Below are 21,956 nucleotides of genomic sequence, written 5' to 3'. Positions count from 1 at the left end.
GGTTAGAAGCAGCCACAAAAAAGGCGGGCCGAAGCCCGCCTTAATTTTATCTAAAGGCCGATTGGCGACCCGCTTATTCTTCCAGCCGCACCAGCAAATCCTTGGCGTCGATCTGATCACCCGGCTTCACCAGCACTTCGGCCACCACCCCATCGCTTTCCGCATGGATGGCCGTTTCCATCTTCATCGCTTCGATAGACAAGAGCACGTCACCGGATTGCACCTCCTGCCCGGCTTTCACCGCCAGGGTGGAAACAACGCCCGGCATCGGCGCGCCCACATGGGCGGCATTGCCGGTTTCCGCTTTTGGCCGCGCCACGATTTCGCTGGCCATAGAACGATCTGGCACCGCAACCGTGCGGGGCTGGCCGTTTAGTTCAAAGAACACCCGCACCATGCCTTTTTCATTCGGCTTGGATTGGCCCACCAGCTGGATCACCATGGTCTTGCCTTTTTCAAGGTCCACCAACAGTTCGTCACCCGCTTCCAGCCCATAGAAATAGGCCGGGGTCGGCAACACAGATGTTGGCCCATACGTCTTTTGCGCCGCCATAAATTCGGTGAAGACTTTTGGATACATCAGATAAGAAGCCAGCCGATAATCATCGATCTCAATCTCGGTGATCTCTTCAATCTCTTTGCGCTTGGCTTCAAGATCAACCGGCTCGAGATAGGCGCCCGGACGCTTATCCAGCGCCTTTTTGCCTTTCAGCACTTTGTCTTGCAACGCTTTCGGGAAGCCGTTTGGCGGCTGGCCCAAATCACCTGCGAAGAAGCCAACCACTGAATCCGGGAACGACACATCGCGGTTCGGATCTTCCACATCGGCGCGGGTCAAGCCGGAAGACACCATGGCCAACGCCATATCGCCCACCACCTTCGAGCTTGGCGTCACCTTCACAATGTCACCAAACATATCGTTCACGTCCGAATAGGTTTGCGCCACATCGTGCCAACGAGACTCAAGCCCCAATGACCGCGCTTGCTCTTTCAGATTGGTGAACTGACCGCCTGGCATTTCGTGCAGATATACTTCTGACGCACCGGAGCGCAAATCGCTTTCAAAAGCGCGATATTGCGTGCGCACCGCTTCCCAATAGAACGAGATTTCGCGAATCGTCTTCGCATCCAGTTCCGGGTCACGCTCGGTGCCGCGCAAGGCCGCCGCAAGTGAGCCAAGACATGGTTGCGACGTGGTCCCGGAGAAGCTGTCCATCGCCGCATCAATCGCGTCAACGCCCGCATCCACAGCCGCCAAAACGGTGGCCGCTGCGGCGCCTGACGTATCGTGGGTGTGGAAATGGATCGGCAGGTCAGTTTCTTCCTTCAAGGTTGAAATCAACTTGCGGGCCGCCGCTGGCTTCAACAGGCCGGCCATATCTTTCAGGCCAAGCACATGGGCGCCCGCTTTTTCCAGCTCTTTGGCCAAGCCGACATAATATTTCAAATCATAAGTGGCCCGGTCTGGATCCAGCATATCGCCGGTATAGCAAATCACGCCTTCGCAGACCTTGCCTGCCTCGATCACTGCATCCATGGAGACGCGCATATTCTCCACCCAGTTCAGGCAGTCAAACACGCGGAACACATCAATGCCGCCCTTGGCCGCTTGTTCCACGAAGAACTTCACCACATTGTCCGCATAATTGGTGTAGCCCACGCCATTGGAGCCGCGCAGCAACATCTGCGTCATAATATTTGGTGCTTCTTCGCGAATAATCGCCAAACGCTCCCACGGGTCTTCGGTCAGGAACCGCATGGACACGTCAAAGGTCGCCCCGCCCCAGCACTCCAGCGAGAACAGGTTCGGCATGCCATGGCTATAGGCCTTGGCAATTTTGACAATATCATGGGTCCGCATTCGCGTGGCCAACAGGCTCTGGTGCGCGTCACGCATGGTGGTGTCGGTAAACAGCACCTGCTTTTGCGCCTTCATCCATTTGGCCAACCCGTCTGGCCCGTCACGATCCAAAATTTGGCGTGTACCGTCCAGGGTCGCGGGCGGGTCAAACTTGGGCACCACCGGCGCCGCCGCTTCTGCGGGCGGCATTGGCCGATCCTTCACTTCCGGATGGCCATTCACCGACACATCTGCAAGATAGGTCAACAATTTGGTCGCCCGGTCACGCCGCTTCGGGAAGTCAAACAGCTCAGGCGTTTCGTCAATAAAGCGCGTGGTGTAGCTATTGTCCCTGAAGTTGGGGTGGGAAATAATATTTTCCAAGAAGTTCAGATTGGTGGTCACGCCACGAATACGGAATTCGCGCAAGGCCCGGTCCATCCGCGCAATCGCGTCTTCCGGTGTTTGCGCCCAGCAGGTCACTTTTTCCAACAATGGATCATAATAGCGGGTGATCACCGCGCCAGAATAGGCGGTACCGCCATCCAAACGCACGCCAAAGCCGGTCGCGCCGCGATAGGCGGTGATGCGACCATAGTCGGGAATAAAGTTTTCTTCCGGATCTTCTGTGGTCACCCGGCATTGCAGCGCATGACCGTTCAGATGAATATCTTCCTGGTTCGGCACGCCAGATTTCGGGTCACCGATCTTTTCGCCTTCCAGCACCCGGATTTGCGCTTTGACAATATCGATACCGGTCACTTCTTCGGTAACGGTGTGCTCCACCTGAATGCGCGGGTTCACTTCGATGAAGTAAAATTCATCGCTGTCCGCATCCATCAAAAATTCAACCGTGCCCGCACCGCGATAATTGGCCGCCTTGCCCAATTTAAGGGCCGAATCGGTCAGGCCTTTGCGCACCTCTTCGGTGAGATATGGCGCAGGGGCGCGCTCCACCACTTTCTGGTTGCGGCGTTGCACCGAGCAATCCCGCTCAAACAAGTGCACCAGATTGCCGTGATCATCGCCAATCAGCTGCACTTCCACATGGCGGGCGCGCTCAATCAGCTTTTCAAAATACATTTCGTCTTTGCCGAACGCCGCCTTGGCTTCACGCTTGGCTTCCGCCACTTCAGCGCGCACAGCCTTTTCGTCGCGGATGGTGCGCATGCCGCGACCACCACCGCCCCAGCTGGCTTTCAGCATCAAGGGATAGCCGATCTCTTCGGCCATTTTGACGACTTCATCAATATCGTCAGGCAAGGGCTCTGTGGCGGGCACCACCGGCACGCCAGCTTCCACCGCCAGATTGCGCGCGGCGACCTTGTTGCCCAGCGCCCGCATGGTTTCAGAACGGGGCCCAATAAAAATAATGCCCGCATCAGCGCAGGCATCGGCAAATTCCGGGCTCTCAGACAAAAGACCATAACCGGGGTGAATCGCGTCCGCACCCGACTTTTTGGCAATGCGGATATATTCATCAATCTGCAAATAAGCTTCAACCGGCCCCAGCCCTTTGCCGATCAGATAAGCCTCGTCTGCCTTGAACCGATGCAATGCCAATTTATCTTCTTCAGCAAAAACCGCGACGGTTTTTAAGCCCAGTTCGTTGGCCGCGCGGAAAACGCGAATGGCAATCTCACTTCGGTTGGCAACAAGGATTTTCTTAATCGACATAGCATCTCACTTTTCAAAAGTGTTGAACATCAACCTTTCCAACGCGCTGTAGCGCTATATGGTTCGGTTATTCGGGTTTATTCGCTCAGATATTGCGCCAGATGCGAGACATCATAGCCCGCATTCGCGGCCGATTTGATGATCTCGTCAGCGGGCATCTCTCCCGCCTGGCTGAGCGCCCAAAGGGTGGTGGACCGGGTACCGGACCGGCAATAGGCAAACACTTTGCCCTCGCTGGCCATGGCATTTTTGGTGGCCTCGATCATGTCGGGACTCACCCCGTCACGCCCCATGGGGATCGCAATATATTCTAACCCTAGGTTTCTCGCCTCTTGTTCGATCAGCGCGCCATCCGGTTGATCCGGGGCTTCGCCATCCGGGCGATTATTGATGATGGTCGTAAAACCAGCCTCTTTAATAGCGGGCAAGTCGTTGGGCGAAATCTGTGGTGATACGCTCACCTTATCATTGATGGTTTTGATTTCCATCCTATCGTCCTTTCATCTCGACCGCATGGCACATGATGCTGGTCATCAAGGTTATAGGCGGGGCGAAAGGGCCATGGCAAGCACATCTCAAACCAAAACCGCACCAAATAGAGAAATATATTTATCATTTGCGATGGGAAGGGCACTTTTTCGCAGAGTGGCTTGAAATTTTAGACCATATGATTGAAATTCTTGATCAAATAAGAGGAGGCTGGCGCATTATGTCTGAACAAAACACAAATTATCTACTCGCGATCGATCAGGGCACCACATCCAGCCGCGCCATCCTCTATAATCTGGACCTCAACCCGTTTGCGAGCGACCAGCAAGAGTTCAAGCAGATTTTTCCCCAGGACGGCTGGGTGGAACATGATGCCAATGAAATCTGGTACAGCGTGGAAGCAACAGTAAAGGGCGCCATAAAAAAAGCGGATATCACGACTGCCGATATTGCCGCCATTGGCATCACCAACCAGCGCGAAACCATCACCCTTTGGGATCGCGCAACCGGCGAACCGTTGCACCATGCTATTGTCTGGCAAGATCGTCGCACCGCCCGCTATTGTGCCGAGCTGAAACAAAAGGGGCTGGAGGAAAAAGTCACCGCCAAAACCGGCCTGCTGCTCGACCCCTATTTTTCCGGCACCAAGATCAAATGGCTGTTGGACAATGTGGCGGGCGCGCGCGACCGCGCGGCAAAAGGCGAACTGGCCATCGGCACCATCGATAGCTGGCTGATCTATAGGCTCACCGGCGGCGCGTCCCACGTCACCGACGCCACCAATGCCAGCCGCACGCTTCTCTATAATATTCATGAGGGCAAATGGGATCACGAGCTGCTCGACCTGTTTGATATTCCCCCCGCCTTGCTGCCTGAAGTAAAGGATTGCGCCGCCGATTTCGGCACGACCGATCCAGACCTGTTTGGCACCGCCTTGCCGATCACCGGCGTGGCGGGCGACCAACATGCCGCCAGCATCGGCCAGGCCTGTTTTGAAAAAGGCATGATCAAATCCACCTATGGCACCGGCTGTTTCGCCATGATGAATGTGGGCGACACGCCGCTCGCCTCCTCCAACCGGCTTTTATCCACCCTGTGCTACCAGCTGGATGGCAAGCCCACCTATGCGCTTGAAGGCTCCATCTATATGGCCGGGGCCACCGTGCAATGGTTGCGCGATGGGCTGAAAATCATTGAAAGCGCGCCGCAGGTCAATGAATTTGCCGAACAGGCCGACGAAACCCAGTCCGTCTATCTGGTGCCCGGCTTTGTCGGCCTCGGCGCTCCCTATTGGGACAGCGATGCCCGTGGTGCCATCTTTGGCCTCACCCGCAATTCCGGCCCCAACGAATTGGCCAAGGCCGCCCTAGAATCAGTGGGCTACCAGACCCGCGACCTGATCACCGCCATGAATGCCGATTTTGGCGATGATGTGGGCGTGCTGCGCGTCGATGGCGGCATGACCGCCTCGGACATGACCATGCAATTCCTTGCCGACATCTGCCAAATCCCGGTCGACCGGCCACAAAATCTGGAAACCACGGCCAAAGGCGCCGCCTATCTGGCCGGGCTGCATGTGGGTCTGTGCCCCCCACCTCAAGATATGATGGCGAAATGGGAACTCGACCAGCAATTCACCCCGCAGCAAAGCGCCGACTGGGCCGAGAAAAAATATGCGGGTTGGCAGGATGCTGTGTCGAGGACGTTGTCGACGCATAGCAGATAGATTAGCGCGCCATCCCACTATGGCGCGCGAGCGCTTTAATCACTTGTTTGGCGGTCACCTTGCCGATCACCTTATCATTCGCATTGGTGACGCCCACCCAGTCATGATCGGCAAAAAGCGGTAACACGTCTTCGCAGCGGGCATTTGCGGACACAGTGGCACCACTCGCGCCAAAATCGCCACGCTCCATGATGGTGTGCACATGGATGGCCCGCGCACGGTTCACATCCTGCACAAATTCTTCCACATGGGCATTGGCCGGATTGAGCACCACTTCTTCCGGCCGCCCGGATTGGATCACTGCCCCATCCTGCAGCACCGTCACTTGATCGCCAATTTTCAGCGCCTCGTCAAAATCATGGGTGATGAACAATATGGTTTTGTTCAGCTCTTTTTGCAGCGCCAACAATTCATCCTGCATGCCCGAGCGGATCAAAGGGTCGAGCGCCGAGAAGGCCTCGTCCATCAGCAAAACATCGACATCCATGGCCAAAGCGCGGGCCAGGCCAACGCGTTGCTGCTGGCCGCCGGACAATTGGTGCGGGCGCGATTTTTCATAGCCCTGCAACCCGACGGTAGCGATCCATTTTTCTGCAACTTCTAACCGCTCCTTTTTGTCGACACCGCGAATTTCCAGGCCATAGGCCACATTGTCCAGCACCGACCGGTGCGGCAATAGTCCAAATTTTTGGAAAACCATGGCAATTTGGGTGCGCCGGAAAGTGCGCAACTCATCAAGGCTCATCTCCAATACATTCCGGCCATCAACAAAGATTTCCCCCGCCGTGGGGTCGATCAACCGATTCACATGCCGGATCAGGGTGGACTTGCCGGACCCCGAGAGCCCCATCACCACGTGAACTTTGCCCGCAACAACGTTCAGATCAACGTTGTTTAAACCAATCACATGCCCGGTTTCCGCCTGCAACGTATCCTTTGACTCCCCCGCCTGCAGCTTCTCCAACACCGCCTGCGGTTCAGGCCCGAAAATCTTGGTCACTCCGCGCATTTCAATTTTATATTGCGGGTTCATGAGCGATCCCCTACCAGCCCGATCCGCGCTTGCAACTGTTTGCCGTAAGCCTGCGTGATCCGGTCAAAAATAATCGCCAGCACCACAATGCCCAGGCCCGCAAACACACCACGGCTGACCTCCAACCGACCGATGCCTTGCAACACCTGATACCCGAGGCCCCCGGCCCCGATCATGGAGGCGATCACCACCATGGCCAGTGCCATCATGGTGGTCTGGTTTACCCCAGCCAATATGGTGGGCAAGGCCAGCGGGATCTGCACCCCGAACAGCCGTTGCCGCGGTGAGGCACCAAAGGCCTGCGCGGCTTCCATCACATTCGGCTCTACTTGTCGAATGCCCAGATTGGTCAGGCGCACCAGCGGTGGCGCCGCATAAACAATGGTGGCCAGCAACGCCGGAATTTTGCCGGGACCAAAAATCATCACCGTCGGGATCAGATACACAAAGCTGGGCATGGTCTGCATCAAATCTAAAATCGGCGTGACGACGCGTTGCACGATCTCTGACCGCGCCATCACAATGCCCAATGGAATCGAAAAGACAATGGCGGTCAGCGTCGCGGAAATCATCAATGCCATGGTTTCCACACTGTCTTCCCAAAGCTCCATCAGTCCCATAAACACAAGCCCCACCACCACAATGATCGGCAGGGCCTTGCTGCGGGTTGCGCCATAGGCCAGAGCGGCAAAGGCCAGTATGATCAACCACCAGGGCACCATCAGCAGCCAGTCCTCAATACTGTTGAGCATCACCAGCAAGGGATAGGCCGCCGCTTCGAACTCATCGCCCCAATGGCGCACCACCCAGTTCAGCCCATCGTCCAACCAAAACCGCAAAGGCCGCGTATCGATAAATTCCGGAAATTCACCGCTGAAGAAAAACTCGAACATCGCCTTGATCCCTTTATGCAAAAATGGCCAGGTGAACCTAATCACCCGGCCATCTCCAATGCTTTAACGGTAGCCCACTAAAGGGCAGCCTTCACTTTTTCAGCCACATCTGCCGGCACCCACTGGGTCCAGACATCTGCTTCGGTCTTCAAGAAATGTTCGGCTGTTTCTTCGGCACCAGCTTTGTTCTCTGCGCCCCAATTCAACATTTTGGAGATTTGAACATTGTTCAGCGCCACTTCGCTCAAATAGTCAAAAACCACAGGGGCTTCTTCAGCAAGCCATGCCGCCGTACCCACCGTCACAGGCGGTGTGGGGAAGGCGCTTTTGCCTTTGTTTTCGCAGCTAGACTCAACATTACAGGCCCAGACTTCCGGGTCATGCTCTGGCATTTCGAGCTGTACCATGTCATATTTGCCCATAATGGCCGTGGGCCCCCAATAGTAAAATACGATCGGCTCTTCACGCTCAAAGGCACGCACGATGGAGGCATCCAGATTGCCACCGGAACCGGGTGAAAACAGATTGAAGCTGTCTTCTAGATCATAAGCCTCAAACAAAGCCGCATTGGCGATTTCGCATCCCCAACCTGGCGGGCAGGAGTAAAAACGGCCCTGACCCGGATCATCCGGATCGGCGAACAATTCAGCATATTCAGGCAAGTCTTCAACCCGTTTCAGGCCCGGATTCTCCTCCGCCACATAGGCTGGGATCCACCAGCCCTCAACCGCACCGTCTGAAATGGCAAGGCCCGCATCCTTCACAGTGCCTTCCTCCAGACCTTTTTTCCACTGGTCCTGGACCGTACCAATCCACAACTCAGGGGCAATGGCCGGACGGCCTTTCGACAGCATGGATGCCGATGTGGGCACGGAATCACCCGCAACCAGCTCCACATTACAACCATAACCCTCTTCCAAAATCGTGGCATGGATATGCGCCAAAGCCGCCGCTGACGGCCAGTTCATTTCGGCGATATCGATTGTACGATCTGTGCCACACTCGGCGGCAAAAGCGCCACCTGTGGCGCCAACGGCAACAAAGGCTGTTGCGATGGCCAACTTAATTCTTTGCATTGCTCAGCTCTCCCGACTTTCCTGCAAGACGAGAAAACAGCATAAACAGCCAATATCATGCGGTCAAACACAACAGTTATAAGTAATTTTCAAATAAATACTTTAGTAATAAAAAGCATAAGTCTGCGATCTTTATTGAGATGCAAGTCACGCTGATTTGACACCGACCTAACAGGCAAGTGATCGATATCATTCATAAGCTAAAACAAAATCTTAGTGCGGCGATCAACAGGTTGTGAACCTAGGGCGCACTAACCCAACTTTGCCAGATGTCGGGAAAGTTGCTGACAAAATACGCGGCAGTTGCGGCAGATGAAAGCGCTTGCCGCTCCTGTATCGCCAGCAATTCATTCATCACCGACACCGGCATGGTTGCCCGCCGCAAATACCCGAGCAACTCGGGCATATCGGCGCGCACATCGCTTGCCACCACCAGCCCGATCTCTTCACTTGGAAAGTTACTGGGTTGGGGCGCCGCACAATTGGTTTGTGCCAAGCAGGGATAGGCCTCTGCATCATAATTGCCTAGGGAGAGTGGCGCAAAATCAAACTGATGCAACACAGCGTTCGGTCGCCAATAATAGAACACCGCCGGCTCTCGCCCTGAAATGACCTGCCCGATCAATTGATCCATTTCAAAGCGCGAAGCGGGCACCACCACCTCGAACACATCACGCAACCCAAACGCGCGGATCAAATTGTCATTCAGAATATGACAGGCCCAGACCTCTGGACAGGTGATAAACCGGATCTTGCTGCGGGCATAAAGCTCGGGCATATCCCTTAATTTATCTGTAGCCTGCAATTGCGGAAAATCGCCGACCACTTTCGCGGGCACGAACCAACCTTCCAGAATGGCTACATCATACGTGGTGGTTGAGAGAAACGCCCGTTGCGCCTCGCCAATCTGATTCCACTGCGCCGCCACCCGATTAACCCACATTTCCGGAACAATTTTGGGCTCCTGCGCCGCATCGATTGTGGCCACAACATTGGCAAGATCGCTTTGCACCACTTGCGCCGCGCACTTAAATTCCGTCTGGATCAGTTGCTGGTGAATATGTGCCAAAACGCTGGCAGATGGCCATTGCAGATCAGCAATGGTCACGCTTTCACCCCGGCAACCGGCAAATTCGGGCTCGCCTTCAGACTGCGCCAGCGCCATCGGCGCTGCCAGGCTGATCAATCCCATCAAGATTGCCGCGATCCACTTGCGCATGGCGCGTTACCCCTTTACTTCGCTTTGCCGCCAATGTGGCCAGTTTGGGCCAACAAATCAATCGTCAAACGCCCCAAAGTCATGTGCACGCCGCAGAAAAGAGGGGCACATGGCCACGCTGGCCTAAGCCCCTTATTTCTTCACCGTTTTTGTTACAAATGAAATTAACATTATTGGCAACCTTTTGCGGGTTAATACCACAAAAGCTGGTGACTCTTATTAAAAAATCGTTATTGTTGACACCAACGAGGGAGGAACACGACCTCGGCCAAACGCGGATAAAGCATAAACAAGAGCTGGGAAAAAGTTCGCCTTATCCGTTGATCAAAGATGTACAAATTAGAGGGAAATTATGCGTCATCTTAAACTTGCATTGACAGCAGCCGCAGCGCTTAGCGTTGCTACACCGGCTGTGGCTGAAGACGTAAATATCGGTATTCTTCTGGGGTATACCGGTCCACTTGAAACATTGGCACCACCAATCGGTGATGCAGCCAAATTGGCACTACAACATGTAAATGAGCAAGGCGGCATTCTGGGCGGCGAAGCAAAGTTCACCATTGGTGACTCAACTTGTGCCGACGCCACAGCAGCTGCCACCGCAGCTGACCGTTTGATCAACTCAGACGGCGTGCACGCCATTGTGGGCGCGATGTGCTCCGGCGCCACCATTTCTGCGGCCAACACGGCAGCCATTCCGGCTGGTGTTGTGATGGTTTCACCATCAGCGTCATCTCCTGCAGTAACCACTGTGGAAGACAATGACTTGCTGTTCCGCGTTGGTCCATCTGACGCTTATCAGGGTGAAGTTGTTGCCCGCATGTTGCTCAACAAAGGCATCAACGACATCGCCATCACCTATGTGAACAACGACTATGGTAAAGGCTTTGCCGATGCGTTGGCGACCGCTTATGAAGCAGGCGGCGGCGATGTGTTGATTTCTGAAGCCCACGAAGAAGGCAAATCAGACTACCGTGCTGAATTGGGTTCTTTGGCTGCGAGCGGCTCACAAAACCTGATCATCTTGGCTTATGCCTCTGGCTCAGGCCAAACTATTCTGCGTCAAGCAATTGAAGCAGGCGATTTCGTGACCTACTTCGGTGGTGACGGCATGGTGGCTGACGCGCTGGTGACTGGCATTGATCCAGCCGCGGTTGAAGGCATGCTGGCAACACGTCAAGGTCGCTTGGAAACAGAAGGTACATCTGTTTACGAGAAATTGGCCAAGGACGCTGGCCTAGACCCAATCGCTTCATTTGGCCCACAAGCCTATGACGCAGCGTTCCTGCTGGCCCTTGCGTTCGAGCAAAAAGGCAACACAGACCGTGAAGGCGTGAACGAAGCCTTGCGTTCAGTTGCAACAGCTCCGGGCGAAGTAATCTTGCCGGGCGAATGGGAAAAAGCCAAAAAGCTGATCGCTGAAGGCAAAGAGATCAACTATGAAGGTGCTGGTGGTGACCACGAGTTTGATGAAGCTGGTGACGTTGCTGGTGCAATCGTAGAAATGACCATTAAAGATGGTGTGTTCGTTGAGGTTGGTCCGCTCGAATAGGCCACATTGACGACACAAAAATTGGAAACCCGGCGCTGCGGCGTCGGGTTTTTTATTGCGCAAATCGCACACGGTTCATAAGCTCAGCCTCTCTCGCCTGTTGGAGTGCCCCATGAGCTATGATCCTGAAACTTTCGCCTTCTACGCCAGGAACGCCAAAAGCTATGCAACCCGCCGCGAAAAGGTGTCAGATACGCTGCATCATTTTCTTGCCGCCCTGCCGGCAGCAGCCGAAATTCTCGAGCTCGGCTGCGGAGCCGGGCTGGAAGCCCGGCACATGAAAGATCAAGGCTTTCGCGTCACCCCGACAGAAGGCAACCCGGCTCTGGCGCAAGAAGCTGAACAGAATTTTGGTGCCCCGGTCGCGATCATGCGGTTTGACGAGCTTGAAGCTGAACATAAGTTTGATGCCATCTGGGCGAATATGTGTCTGCTTCATGCCCCGTGGGAAACCCTCGATCAAATATTCGCCCGTATTCACCGCGCGCTCAAACCGGCAGGTGTGCTTTGGGCCAGCTTCAAGGTCGGCAACGGCGCCCAACGCGACGAGTTGGGGCGCTATTATAATCTGCCCACACGCCCTGCACTGATGCAAAAACTTGACGGGGCTGCCCCATGGACCAGGCTTGACCATCGTGCCGGCGCCGGGGGCGTTGGGGCGGACAATCAGCCCTACCAATCGATTTGGTGCATCGCCAAAAAATAAGCGCCGCCTCCAATAAGGAAGCGACGCTCAAATCTGTTGCTAAGGCAAACACCTATTTTTCCGTGCGCACCCGCTCGGGAATGATCCCTTGTGGGAAGTATCTCAGGGCAAACGTGATCACTAGCCCCAACACAAACACGCGCATTTGCAACGCACGGGATTCAATGTTCGGGATGGCCCCAATTCCGGCACCTTCCGAGAAGTCGGAAATAATGTCGAACAAGATCACCGATGCCGGTTCGGACACGGTCCATACAATATAGATGAACACGCCACCAAACAGCGCCCCATAATTGTTGCCCGCACCACCCACAATGATCATCACCCACACAATAAAGGTGTGGTTGATCGGCTGATAGCCGCTGGGATCGAGAATTTGCGAGAAAGAGGCCAGCACCGCGCCGCCGATCCCCATCAGGATCGAACCCAGAATAAACACTTCCAGCTCGCGCTTGGTCACATTTTTACCGATGGCGGAAGCGGAAACATTGTTGTCGCGAATGGCGCGCATCATGCGCCCCCACGGCCCCTCATAGGCTTTTTGCAGGAAGTAAAAGATCACTGCAATCATCAAAACGGTCAACGACAAAAAGCCGACCCGTGCCAGAACGGTGGACATGGTCGCGTCATCCAGGCCGGCCGCCACAATGTCGTTGGGCGAAGGGGTTGGCCACGGCAGCGGCGACACGGTGAGCGTCCCGCGGGTGAACCAATCCATATTCTTCACCAGCGCCCGGATGATTTCCGAAATACCGATTGTGGCAATCGCCAAATAGTCGGTGCGCAAGCCGAGACATACGCGACCCACCACATAGGCAATGGCCCCCGCCAAAATACCGCCGAACACCCAGCCTAGCACCACCGGCAGGCCCAGCCCGCCGATAAAGCCGGCTTCCTGTTCAATCAGGCGGGCAGCCGGATCAATCTGCGAGCGATAGACAATGTAGGCCACAGCCCAAGAGACAACGATCAAAAAGGTGCGCAACTTGCCTTTAATACCAAAGCGCTGTGAGTTGGTGGCCAGATAGACCAACACCCCGCCGAAAATGGCGGCCAGCAACGCCTTGAACAGCATGAACGGTCCGTCCGATGCCCAAAAGGCGTCATTGATGGGATAGGACACAAAGGTCACGGCCACGCCGCCCACCATCAAGAAGCCCATGACACCGAAGTTAAACAGGCCGGCATAACCCCATTGCACGTTGAGACCCAACGCAATCAGGGCATAAGCTGACGCGGTGACCAACATAAACAGGGTGGTCGGAATTTGCTGCCACGCGGCGATCGCGAGCAGAAACGCCCCAAGCGCCATAAACAGAATAGCATCGCGACGAATCATGATGAAACTCCTTTAAAGATACCCGTTGGGCGCACCAGCAACACAACCACCAGGATCACAAAGGCCACGGTGAGTTTATATTCGGTTGGTACGATGGACAGGTCGTTTGGCAACCATTCTGGCAAATGATCCCGGAATGGACGCAACATAATCGCCCAGTTGAACACCGACATTGTTTCTGCAAAGCCAATAATCAAACCACCGGCAATCGCGCCATAGGCTTGACCCAAACCGCCCACAATCGCCGCCGCAAAGATCGGCAGCACAATGTTGAAGGCCAAGTCAGGTTTCAAGATCACGTCCAACGCCAACATGGTGCCCGCCATACAGGCCAAGCTACCGGCAATAATCCAAGTGGCACGCACCACCTGATTGGTATTGATGCCGGAAACCAGCGCCAGGTCAGGATTGTCGGCCATGGCGCGCATGCCTTTGCCCAACCGCGAACGGGTGAGGAAAAAATGCAGCGCCACCACAGCAATCACGGTAACCGCAATCAGCAATAATTGAGGTTCAGACACATTGATCGAACGGGTCCCGCCAATCCATGAGGTGTCGAAACGGAACAATTCTTTGGGTTCATTTTCAAAGAAACTGCGGGTTTGTACCCCACCGAACAGGCGCACCAAACCCTGGATCATCAAGGTCACGCCGATGGAGGCGATCAACAAGGTCACCGGCCGAACCCCGCGCTCTCGCAACGGCTGATAAAAGGTTCGGTCGATCCCCAAGGCCAGGCCCGCCGTGATGGCCATGGCAAAGGGCAGCACAATAAAGCCCGTGGGCCAGAAGGTGGATATGCCCATGGCACTGGCCGCTGCGGCCAACATGAAGGACACAAAGGCCCCCATGGTCATCATGTCGCCATGCGCAAAGTGCGCAAAACGCAAAATACCAAAAATCAAGGTAATGCCCACCGCACCGAGCGCATAAACGCTGCCCAATACGGCACCAGACACAATAACCTTGTTAAAGAAAAAGATCAGTTCGTTTATCATAGCGTCTACGTCCCCCGTTAGCCGCCAAGGAAGCTGCGTGCGACTTCAGGGTCGTCAAGCAGTTCCTGTCCGGTTCCTGTAAACCGGTTTTTACCATTCGCCAAAACAAACCCCTTGGATGCAAATTCAAGGGCCTGTCGTGCATTCTGTTCGACCATCAAAATGCCCACGCCGGCCTTGTTGATGTTCACAACCGTTTCGAAGATTTCCATCATATAGCGCGGGCTTAACCCGGCAGATGGCTCGTCCAACAACAGCAATTTTGGCTGGCTCATCAGCGCACGGCCCATGGCCACCATCTGCCGTTGCCCACCAGACAGTTCCCCCGCATTTTGCCTGCGCTTTTCTTTAAGCGGCGGGAACATATCGTAGATCGAGGTCAGCGTGTCGGAAAAATCGTCCCGGCGAATATAAGCGCCCATCTCCAGATTTTCGTGCACGGACATCGAGGTAAACACGTTAAATTCCTGCGGCACAAAGCCCAGCCCCATGGGCACCAGCTTGTCGGCCTGCATGTTGGCAATTTCCTGCCCCTCAAGCTGAATAGACCCGTCGGTGACCTCCAACAGACCAAAAATAGCTTTCAATGTGGTGGATTTACCTGCCCCGTTCGGCCCCACAATTACGCCCACATCCTCTTTATTGATGGACATGTTCACGCCATTCAAAATCGGTGCACCGCCATAGCCGCCATGCACATCTTTTACTTCCAACAAACTCACGATACAGCCTCCACCGCAGAGCCGAAATAAGCCTCGATAATCTCAGGATTGGCGCGAATTTCTTCCATCGGCCCCTCTGCAATCACCGTGCCCTGTGCCATCACAATCACCGGATCACACAGCTCGGCAATCAAATCCATATCGTGCTCAATTACAAAGAAGGTATAGCCCAGTTCCTTATTCATGCGCTGAATATTGGCCGCCAGATCTTTCAGCAGGGTCCGGTTCACCCCGGCCGCCACTTCGTCCAGCAGCACCGCTTTGGCATCCGTCATCATAGTGCGCCCGAGCTCCAGCAGCTTTTTCTGCCCGCCAGACAGATTACCCGCCAGTTCATTACGCACATGGCCCAGCTTCAAAAAGTCGATCACATCTTCCGCCATTTTGCGGATTTCCATGTCGAACTCAGCCACATGTTTGGGATTAAACCAGCTTTGGAACAAGGATTCCCCAGGCTGATCTGCCCCGGCAACCATCAGGTTTTCAAGCGCGGTCATATGGGAAAACTCATGCGCAATCTGAAATGTGCGCAGCAAGCCTTTTTTATAGAGCTGAAATGGTTTCAGTCCGGTGACATCCTCACCATCAAAAATGATTTGTCCTTCTGTGGGCTTTAGATTGCCCGCCACCATATTGAACAAGGTGGTCTTGCCCGCTCCATTCGGCCCGATCAGGCCGGTGATGGTGCCTTTGGCCACCGAGAGCGAACAATCATTTACGGCCTTCAAGCCTCCAAATTTTTTGGAGACATGACGCACCTCAATCATGTTGTTTTTTTGCACCCCGTATTCCCCTCTTGTCGGAGTTTATTCCGCCTAAATGCTCAGCTCTGTCCCATCTGGTCAAGGGGCCAGAATTCAGCAATTAGAACAATGTCAAAACCGCATCCGCCGTCGACTTGTTGCAAGCGAATGGCACATCATACAATGTGGCCAGCCGGATCAACGCTTTTACGTCGACATCGTGCGGCATTGCGGTGAGGGGATCAATGAAAAAAACCAGACCGTCAAGTTCGCCTTCGACAATCATGGCACCCAATTGGGCATCGCCGCCCAATGGCCCGCTTTTCAACAAATGAACGGACAGGTCGGTGGCGTCTTTTATGGCCTTGCCGGTTGTGCCGGTGGCAAACAATTCAAATTGAGCCAGCTTTTCTTTTGATTGGCTGCACCAGACCGTAAGGTCTTGTTTTTTCTTATCATGTGCAACCAGGCCGATTTTTTTGCTCAATTGTCTTCCCTTCGGACCCTATCGATCCAGCTTCTCCCAAAGCTCCCTCGCCCGGGACAGATACAACAAAGCAACTAACCTGAAAAGCTTTTGGCGTGAAAAAAGTTGCCTTTTTGACCAGTTTCGGCAACAGCTGCGCGCAATATGCTTGGTTTAGGCAACAATAGATAAAAAAGCCGCCTCAATTACCCAATCGGATAACTATAGAGACGACTTTACTGTCTATTTATAATTATAAATTCAACCGATCAACGATATGGATTAAAATTCTTGCCAATCCGCATCTTGGTCAATCGCCGCGCCACCAGAGCTTAGATAAGTGCCCGTTGGTTTTGATGCCGGTGACGCGTGTCTCGCGGCCGCCATCATGTGGCGGTCAGCGATCTGCTCATCGAATGAAACATCCATCTCTTTTTGTTCAATTATGAATTGATCCACAATCTTGTCCAACTCTGAAGCTTGGGCTTCTGTCTGGTCAATCGCAGCATTGGTTTCTTCTACCAGCGCCGCATTGTGCTGGGTCATTTCATCCATTTCCCGGATCGATTGCGAAATCTCATTGATCGCCGATGATTGTTCCTGGCTCTGATTGGCAATCTCATCCATCAGCCCGGTCATGCCCCGCACAGAGTTCACGATGCCTTCAAGGCTCTCAGACGCTTGCGCAACAAGTTTGGAACCGCCATCCACTTCGGTGACAGATTGCTCAATCAGGGCCTTCACTTCATTCGAAGCTTCGGCCGCCGACTGCGCCAGCCGCCGCACTTCAACAGCAACCACCGCAAAACCTTTGCCCGCTTCGCCAGCCCGTGCCGCTTCAACCGAGGCGTTCAAGGCCAGCAAATTGGTCTGGAAAGCGATATCGTCAATCATCCCAATAATGTCTGAAATTTTATTGGACGATTCAGTGATCCGCACCATCGCCTGATTGGCTGACTGCATCACCTCTCCACCTTGCTCGGCCACTTGCCGTGCTTCCAGCGCTGACTTGCGCGCCTGTTGCGCCCGCTCAGTGTTGTCATTCACCGTATTGGCCAATTGCTCGGTCGCTGCAGATGTTTCTTCAATCGCGGCCGCTTGCTTGGTGGTGCGTTCCGACAAATCATTGGCACCGGACAGAATTTCACCCGTGGCGCTCTTCAATCCGCGTGAGGTGGAGCGCAATTGACCAATCACCTCGCTGAGCTTTTCGCCCACCGCATTGGTGTCATTTTTCAATTGCAGGAAGGCACCACGATACTCGCCTTCAACTCGATGGGTCAAATCTGTGTTGGCCATCGCCGACAGCACTGCTCCGGTCTCCTGCAAGCCGCGATCTACCGTGTCGACCAAGCTGTTCACCCCATGCGCCAGCCGGTTCAGTTCTTCATCAGGAAACTCTGCCTGCACCCGTTTGGAAAAGTCGCCGTCCGTGGCCGCGCCCACCACTTCGCCAAATGCACTTTGCAGCTCGCTCATCATGGTCGCCCGCTCAATCGCTCGCTGCTTTGATGCCTGTTTTTCCTCTTCCGTCATTTCATTGACGCGCAGGCCATTGTCGCGGAACACTTCCACCGCACGGGCCATTTCACCCAACTCGTTGCGTCTTTGGGTGAACGGCACGTCGGCATCATAATCACCATCAGCAATCTTGCCCATTACGCCGGTAATCCGGTTGACCGGCACGCTAATTGACCGCCCGATGATAAAGCCCAGAATGATGATCGCCACAAAGGCAACGCCAATGGTGCCGAACATGAAAATCTTGGTCTGTTCGGTCATCGTCGCCAATGTGGTGCGCGCTTCTTGGCCCTTGCCCATGGCATATTCGATAATGGTTTTTAACTCAGTCGCAATCGTGTCGTAAAGCGTGTCCATTTCCGCGCTCAATGCGTTGAACCGCTCTTTGGCCCCCGCAAATTCATCAAAAGCCACATTGTATTTTTCCAATTTGTCCGCGATTTCAAATTGAAATGTGGGCTCAGCCCCGCCTTTGCCCGCGGCACGTGTCACGCGCTTGATCTGCTTATCGACCCCCATAATGTTGCGCGCACCGCCAAACAGTAAAAACTCCCGTTCATAATTGCGCATTTCAGAAAAGGCCAACTCGGTCGGGTCATCGCGCAAACTGCGCACATCCTTGTACACCTCGTCCGCAGTGGTTCTAAAACTGTTCAGAAAGCTCTCGTCTTGATTGATCGAGATTTCTGCTGAGGTTTCGATCATCAGCTCAAACAAGCTGCCATATTTGGTCAACGCATCCTGCACCACCGCAAAGCTGCCCGCGATCACTTCTTGATCCAGCGCTGTGCGCAATTCACTTAACCGCGCTTGAGCGGCCGCAATTTGATCGCGGGTCAGGTCCGCATTTTCAGCGCTGTCAGCCGCAATATAGTCCTTTTGGAAACGCCGCACCTGCAACACATCCAGCCCAAAAATCTGCGCCGTGTTTTGCGCTTGGGTAAAATGACGCTCTTGCAATATGGTCGAGGCTTTTTGCTGTTCAGATACCCAGAACATCAAACCGATCAACCCGATCGTGAGCGCGCTTAGCGCGGTGCTGAACACGATGCGTGTGGAGATTTTGGTCGAGCGGACCGACGGCAGCTTGAATTGCCATTTTGACCGAACTTTCTGCACAAGTGACCGAACCATTTGCATACCCCCCGATAGAAATCGTCCTAAACATATCTGAAATTGGTAATAAATTGGTTATCAAAACGACCAAAAAAATGGGCGCTCGAAAGCGCCCACATCGTTCGTGATGTCACAATGTTCTAAAACTCTTGCCATTCCGGGTCTTCGGCCAGTGCCTGGTTACCGCTGGTCAAATACTCACCGGCCACCGCCTTTTGTGGGGTCGGCTTGGCTGTTGCAGTCGCTTGCATCTCTTCCATCTGTCTGTCGGCCGCAGTTTCATCGAACTTGGACACGCTGTGGCTGCCTTCCACCACAAACTGCTCGACCACCCGGTCAAGCTCTGAGGCTTGGGCCTCTGTTTGATCAATGGCCGCATTGGTTTCTTCCACCAACGCCGCATTGTGTTGGGTCATTTCATCCATTTCGCGGATCGATTGCGAAATTTCATTGATCGCTGTCGCTTGCTCCTGGCTTTCCTGCGCAATCGCATTCATCAGTTCAGTCACACCGCGCACCGAGCTTACAATACCTTCAAGGTTCTCAGAGGCCTGCGCCACCAGCTTGGTGCCGCCATCCACTTCGGTGACCGATTGCTCGATCAGCGCTTTCACTTCGTTTGAGGCTTCGGCAGCTGATTGTGCCAACCGCCGCACTTCAACAGCAACCACCGCAAAACCTTTGCCTGCTTCGCCGGCCCGCGCCGCTTCCACCGAGGCGTTCAACGCCAGCAAATTGGTCTGGAAGGCAATATCATCGATCATGCCAATAATATTGGAGATTTTTGAAGAAGAAGAGGTGATGCGTTCCATCGCTTGATTGGCCTCGGCCATCACTTCACCGCCACGTTCAGCCACCTGCCGCGCTTCTTCTGCACTATTTTGTGCCGTTTTGGCCCGCTTGGTGTTTTCGTTCACCGTGTCGGCCAATTGCTCGGTAGATGCTGACGTCTCTTCAATGGCGGCCGCCTGCTTGGTGGTGCGTTCTGACAGATCATTGGCACCGGACAAAATATCACCGGTGGCGTGCTTGAGGCTGCGTGATGTTTCGCGCAGCTGACGGATCACATCGCCCAGCTTTTCACCCACCGCATTGGCATCTTCTTTCAATTGCAAGAAGGCCCCCTGGTAATTGCCTTGCATGCGCCGGGTCAAATCAGCATTGGCCAGCGCCGAGAGCACTTCGCCTGTCTCAGTGATGCCGCGATCGACCGTTTCCACAAGACTGTTCACCCCACGGGCAAGACTGTTCAGTTCTTCATCGGGAAATTCGGTGTTCACCCGCTTAGAGAAATCACCCGCCACCGCAGCGTCCACCACCACACCAAAGGCACTTTGCAGTTCGCTCATCATGGATGACCGTTCGATCGCGCGGCGTTTTGAAGCTTCTTTTTCCTCTTCGGTCATTTCATTGACCCGTTCGCCATTGGCCCGGAACACTTCCACCGCCCGAGCCATATCGCCCAACTCATTGCTGTTGTTCACATAGGGCACTTCATAGTTCAGATCCCCATTTGCAATTTCAGTCATGGCATGGGAAAGACGCGGAATAGGCCGCATCAGGAGGCGCGCAGCGATCGCAGCAACAATTGAGGCAACAACCAAAGTGCCCAGCGCCACAAACATTAATGTTTGCAGCAATGAATGCACCGATTTGTCAGCAACAGCCGTCGGCGTGGCCACAAATAGGATACCGGCCACCCCTTCTTTATTCATGTTTAAAAAGGGCTGGTACGCGCTGAAATAGCGTTTTCCGAGTATGTCTACCTGGCCTTCGAACCGTTCACCGGCTGCCAGCTGTTCATAAAGAGGATGGCCCTCAGCGATCACCCGTTCCTTATCGCGTGTCCCGTCGGCCAATTCCAATGTCGTGGTGAATTGCTCAAAATGCTTTTCCTCTTCAACCCAGCGGAAAATCGATACTTCGCCCTCGGTCAAACGCGACACCGCATCGACGAGATCGTCCGTGCGCAAGCGGGGCATGCGGCGTGTCTCCACAGCCTCAAGCGACCCGTCCTCCGCCCAAATTACTTCGGTGCCCGGCAATTGCACTTCGAAAATCGAAAGTGCCACCGACATATCGACCATTTGATTGCGCTGAGCCTCGCGATAAGTATCTGAAGACATTTGCCAATAAAGGGCGAAAGCCACCGCCATGATCGACACAGCAATGCTCACCAACACCAGTAAAGCAATGGACGTCGTCAGCTTAAAGCCGCGCAGGCTTGGCTTTTTGAATTTAAACCGCTTTTTCATGCTACCCACAAAGTGCTTACGCACTTCCCCATAAGTCAGTTGTGGCAAAGCCTAACAGTGGGAAGTAAAATGATGATTAATAAAGGAAAAACGTAGTTTTAATACAAAACGGCGCCCATCGGCGCCGTTTTTCTGAAGTTAAATTTGCAACTGTTACTAGAATTCAGTCCAGTCTTCATCCGGCTTGAGAGCAGTATTGCCTTGCGCAACAAACTGTTTCGCAACTGATTTCGCGCGCTCCTGATATTCTTTTACCCGGCCAAAAGCATGTTTGGGCTGTTCTTCAGGCGATTCACCATTCACCCCAACAGGTTGACGTGGACGCCCCCCATCATCTGTGACAAACACATCGACAATACTATCGAGTTCGGTGGCCTGGTTTTCCGTTTGCTCAATCGCTGCGTTGGTTTCTTCCACCAGCGCCGCATTGTGCTGCGTCGTCTCATCCATATCCCGCACCGCCTGATTGATCTGCTCAATCGAAGAGGCTTGCGCTTTACTCTTGTCGGCAATCGACACCATGATGGTATTGTTGGACCGTGCAGCCTCCAGCATGGCCTCCAAGCTCTTGGCCGCTTGCGCCAC

16 protein-coding genes and 1 pseudogene are annotated in these 21,956 nt (G+C 54.1%); 3 read left to right on the top strand and 14 right to left on the bottom strand.

What is annotated here, in order from left to right; all coding sequences use genetic code 11:
- Positions 1-73 precede the first annotated feature (73 nt).
- Both pyc and L1I42_RS12865 read right to left on the bottom strand, forming a co-directional pair.
- Positions 74-3,517 carry a pyruvate carboxylase gene (gene pyc, locus L1I42_RS12870; RefSeq protein ID WP_236115085.1) on the bottom strand — a complete coding sequence of 1,148 codons (3,444 nt, stop codon included), beginning with the start codon at positions 3,515-3,517 and terminating at the stop codon, positions 74-76.
- Between the two features lie 77 nt (positions 3,518-3,594).
- Positions 3,595-4,005 carry a protein tyrosine phosphatase family protein gene (locus L1I42_RS12865; protein ID WP_236115084.1) on the bottom strand — a complete coding sequence of 137 codons (411 nt, stop codon included), beginning with the start codon at positions 4,003-4,005 and terminating at the stop codon, positions 3,595-3,597.
- Between the two features lie 221 nt (positions 4,006-4,226).
- On the opposite strand from L1I42_RS12865, the gene glpK reads away from it, so the two are divergent.
- Positions 4,227-5,732, top strand: a complete 1,506-nt coding sequence (gene glpK, locus L1I42_RS12860; protein ID WP_236115083.1) for a glycerol kinase GlpK — start codon at positions 4,227-4,229, stop codon at positions 5,730-5,732.
- Position 5,733: 1 nt separating this feature from the next.
- On the opposite strand, the gene L1I42_RS12855 is transcribed toward glpK, so the two are convergent.
- The 4 genes from L1I42_RS12855 to L1I42_RS12840 form a co-directional block, all read right to left on the bottom strand.
- Positions 5,734-6,765 (bottom strand): quaternary amine ABC transporter ATP-binding protein, encoded by a 1,032-nt coding sequence (locus L1I42_RS12855; RefSeq protein ID WP_236115082.1) that lies wholly within the window; start codon positions 6,763-6,765, stop codon positions 5,734-5,736.
- Positions 6,762-7,658, bottom strand: coding sequence for an ABC transporter permease (locus L1I42_RS12850; protein WP_236115081.1), 897 nt, complete (start codon positions 7,656-7,658; stop codon positions 6,762-6,764). Before L1I42_RS12850 ends, L1I42_RS12855 begins: the two co-directional genes overlap by 4 nt.
- Positions 7,659-7,735: 77 nt before the next feature.
- Entirely contained in the window at positions 7,736-8,734 is a 999-nt protein-coding gene (locus tag L1I42_RS12845; RefSeq protein WP_236115080.1) for an ABC transporter substrate-binding protein, read from the bottom strand.
- Between the two features lie 241 nt (positions 8,735-8,975).
- Complete coding sequence (locus L1I42_RS12840; RefSeq protein WP_236115079.1) at positions 8,976-9,953, bottom strand: glycine betaine ABC transporter substrate-binding protein; 978 nt, start codon at positions 9,951-9,953, stop codon at positions 8,976-8,978.
- Positions 9,954-10,305: 352 nt separating this feature from the next.
- Between L1I42_RS12840 and L1I42_RS12835 the strand changes: the two genes are divergently transcribed.
- Both L1I42_RS12835 and L1I42_RS12830 read left to right on the top strand, forming a co-directional pair.
- Entirely contained in the window at positions 10,306-11,505 is a 1,200-nt protein-coding gene (locus L1I42_RS12835) for an ABC transporter substrate-binding protein (RefSeq protein ID WP_236115078.1), read from the top strand.
- A gap of 112 nt (positions 11,506-11,617) precedes the next feature.
- Entirely contained in the window at positions 11,618-12,211 is a 594-nt protein-coding gene (locus L1I42_RS12830; RefSeq protein WP_236115077.1) for a class I SAM-dependent methyltransferase, read from the top strand.
- 52 nt (positions 12,212-12,263) lie between these two features.
- Here the strand turns inward: L1I42_RS12830 and L1I42_RS12825 are convergent, their stop codons facing one another.
- From L1I42_RS12825 to L1I42_RS12790, 8 genes and pseudogenes are all read right to left on the bottom strand, one after another.
- On the bottom strand, positions 12,264-13,550 hold the full coding sequence (locus L1I42_RS12825; protein ID WP_236115076.1) for a branched-chain amino acid ABC transporter permease: 1,287 nt from the start codon (positions 13,548-13,550) through the stop codon (positions 12,264-12,266).
- Positions 13,547-14,548 (bottom strand): branched-chain amino acid ABC transporter permease, encoded by a 1,002-nt coding sequence (locus L1I42_RS12820; RefSeq protein ID WP_236115075.1) that lies wholly within the window; start codon positions 14,546-14,548, stop codon positions 13,547-13,549. Before L1I42_RS12820 ends, L1I42_RS12825 begins: the two co-directional genes overlap by 4 nt.
- A 17-nt stretch (positions 14,549-14,565) precedes the next feature.
- Positions 14,566-15,270: an ABC transporter ATP-binding protein gene (locus L1I42_RS12815; protein ID WP_236115074.1), complete on the bottom strand. Its 705-nt coding sequence runs from the start codon at positions 15,268-15,270 to the stop codon at positions 14,566-14,568.
- Positions 15,267-16,037 carry an ABC transporter ATP-binding protein gene (locus L1I42_RS12810; protein ID WP_236115498.1) on the bottom strand — a complete coding sequence of 257 codons (771 nt, stop codon included), beginning with the start codon at positions 16,035-16,037 and terminating at the stop codon, positions 15,267-15,269. The genes L1I42_RS12815 and L1I42_RS12810 overlap by 4 nt, the downstream gene beginning before the upstream one ends.
- 97 nt (positions 16,038-16,134) lie before the next feature.
- Complete coding sequence (locus L1I42_RS12805; RefSeq protein WP_236115073.1) at positions 16,135-16,500, bottom strand: methylglyoxal synthase; 366 nt, start codon at positions 16,498-16,500, stop codon at positions 16,135-16,137.
- 261 nt (positions 16,501-16,761) lie between these two features.
- The gene (locus tag L1I42_RS12800; protein WP_236115072.1) at positions 16,762-19,134 is read right to left on the bottom strand and encodes a methyl-accepting chemotaxis protein; all 2,373 of its coding nucleotides are present in this window, start codon (positions 19,132-19,134) and stop codon (positions 16,762-16,764) included.
- 122 nt (positions 19,135-19,256) lie between these two features.
- Positions 19,257-21,371 carry a methyl-accepting chemotaxis protein gene (locus L1I42_RS12795; protein ID WP_236115071.1) on the bottom strand — a complete coding sequence of 705 codons (2,115 nt, stop codon included), beginning with the start codon at positions 21,369-21,371 and terminating at the stop codon, positions 19,257-19,259.
- Positions 21,372-21,527: 156 nt separating this feature from the next.
- A pseudogene (locus L1I42_RS12790) lies at positions 21,528-21,956 on the bottom strand (methyl-accepting chemotaxis protein); the annotation flags it as partial.

Source organism: Maritalea mediterranea, from assembly GCF_021568695.1.
Lineage (GTDB): Bacteria > Pseudomonadota > Alphaproteobacteria > Rhizobiales > Devosiaceae > Maritalea > Maritalea mediterranea.
The sequence above is the reverse complement of the archived record's forward strand: the minus strand, read 5'-3'. Positions and strand labels throughout refer to the sequence as shown.